1 protein-coding gene and 1 pseudogene are annotated in these 1,010 nt (G+C 43.3%); one reads left to right on the forward strand and one right to left on the reverse strand.

What is annotated here, in order from left to right:
- Positions 1-115: 115 nt before the first annotated feature.
- The gene (locus R7F07_RS25545; RefSeq protein WP_015296721.1) at positions 116-610 is read right to left on the reverse strand and encodes an NlpC/P60 family protein; all 495 of its coding nucleotides are present in this window, start codon (positions 608-610) and stop codon (positions 116-118) included.
- 134 nt (positions 611-744) lie between these two features.
- Between R7F07_RS25545 and R7F07_RS25550 the strand changes: the two are divergent.
- Positions 745-1,010 (forward strand): annotated as a pseudogene (locus R7F07_RS25550) (methyl-accepting chemotaxis protein); the annotation flags it as partial.

A 1,010-nucleotide genomic window follows, 5' to 3' on the forward strand; every position in this document is an offset into this window, starting at 1 on the left:
ACATTGCGTTAGTGAAAAACCTATTTGATACCGCAGTCGCCACTTACGACTAATGTTCAAATGCCGAGTATGCCCTCTAATATTCAGCTAAACACTATTCCAACAATAAGAAGGGTTACAAGGTAACTCTTCTTACTTGCCAAAACTTGGATGCCCAGTAAGGGTTGTCTATTCTAGAAATAATTACCCCTTTAGACGTTGATGCGTGCATAAACTGCTTGTTCCCCAAGTAGATTCCAACGTGGTAGGTGCTTCGTCGAGTTTTAAAAAACACCAAATCTCCTTGTTTGGCATCCGTCCAACTCAGCTCAACGCCTTGTGTGGATTGCTGCTTTGTCGTCCTTGGTAGGGCGAGTTGATACGCTTCGACAAAGGCTCTTTGAACGAAAGCCGAACAGTCGATTCCAGATTTTTGCGTTCCGCCAAGTCGATAGGGCGTGCCGTGCCACTCGTTGTAAAACTGAAACAAGTCAGGGTTATTAGACAATAACTGATTGGTGGGTACAGTTACTTCAACCTGTTCACTCGGCTCTGGGCCAGACGAACAAGCTGAAAGTAGAGCACTGATTATCAAAGGAAAATATATACGACGCAAATCTTCACCTGTCATCTGTATGACTCATAACTGAAATATTAATGTCATAACCAATCCATAGTATGGGCTGAAAATCACGGTTTTGTCTCACATGTGTGACGGATTCACGACAAAGCCGACTCAACCTCAAGAAAGAATAAAAATTGATTATGGCAACGCGCAAACGCTCACGCACATCGCTTTCACTGATTCAGACTACCAGCGCAACATTTTTAACTATCATCGCACTTGTTATAGCCCTTTCTGTCTCAAGTTTCAAAGGAATGGGGCAGGTTGGAGAACAATTTGAAGATTTGTCTCAAAAAGCATTACCGATTGCGATGGCCAATGCGACTCTGACCAGAAATGTGTTGGAAATGGTGAAACTGCTCAACTATGGAATGCAGGTAACGGAAGCGAAAGAGTTACCGCTTGT

The organism is Vibrio sp. YT-16 (assembly GCF_033337405.1).
GTDB lineage: Bacteria > Pseudomonadota > Gammaproteobacteria > Enterobacterales > Vibrionaceae > Vibrio > Vibrio alginolyticus.

Coding starts and splice junctions, on each gene's coding strand:
- R7F07_RS25545 (WP_015296721.1), bottom strand. CDS start 610: ATGACAGGTGAAGATTTGCGTCGTATATATTTTCCTTTGATAATCAGT.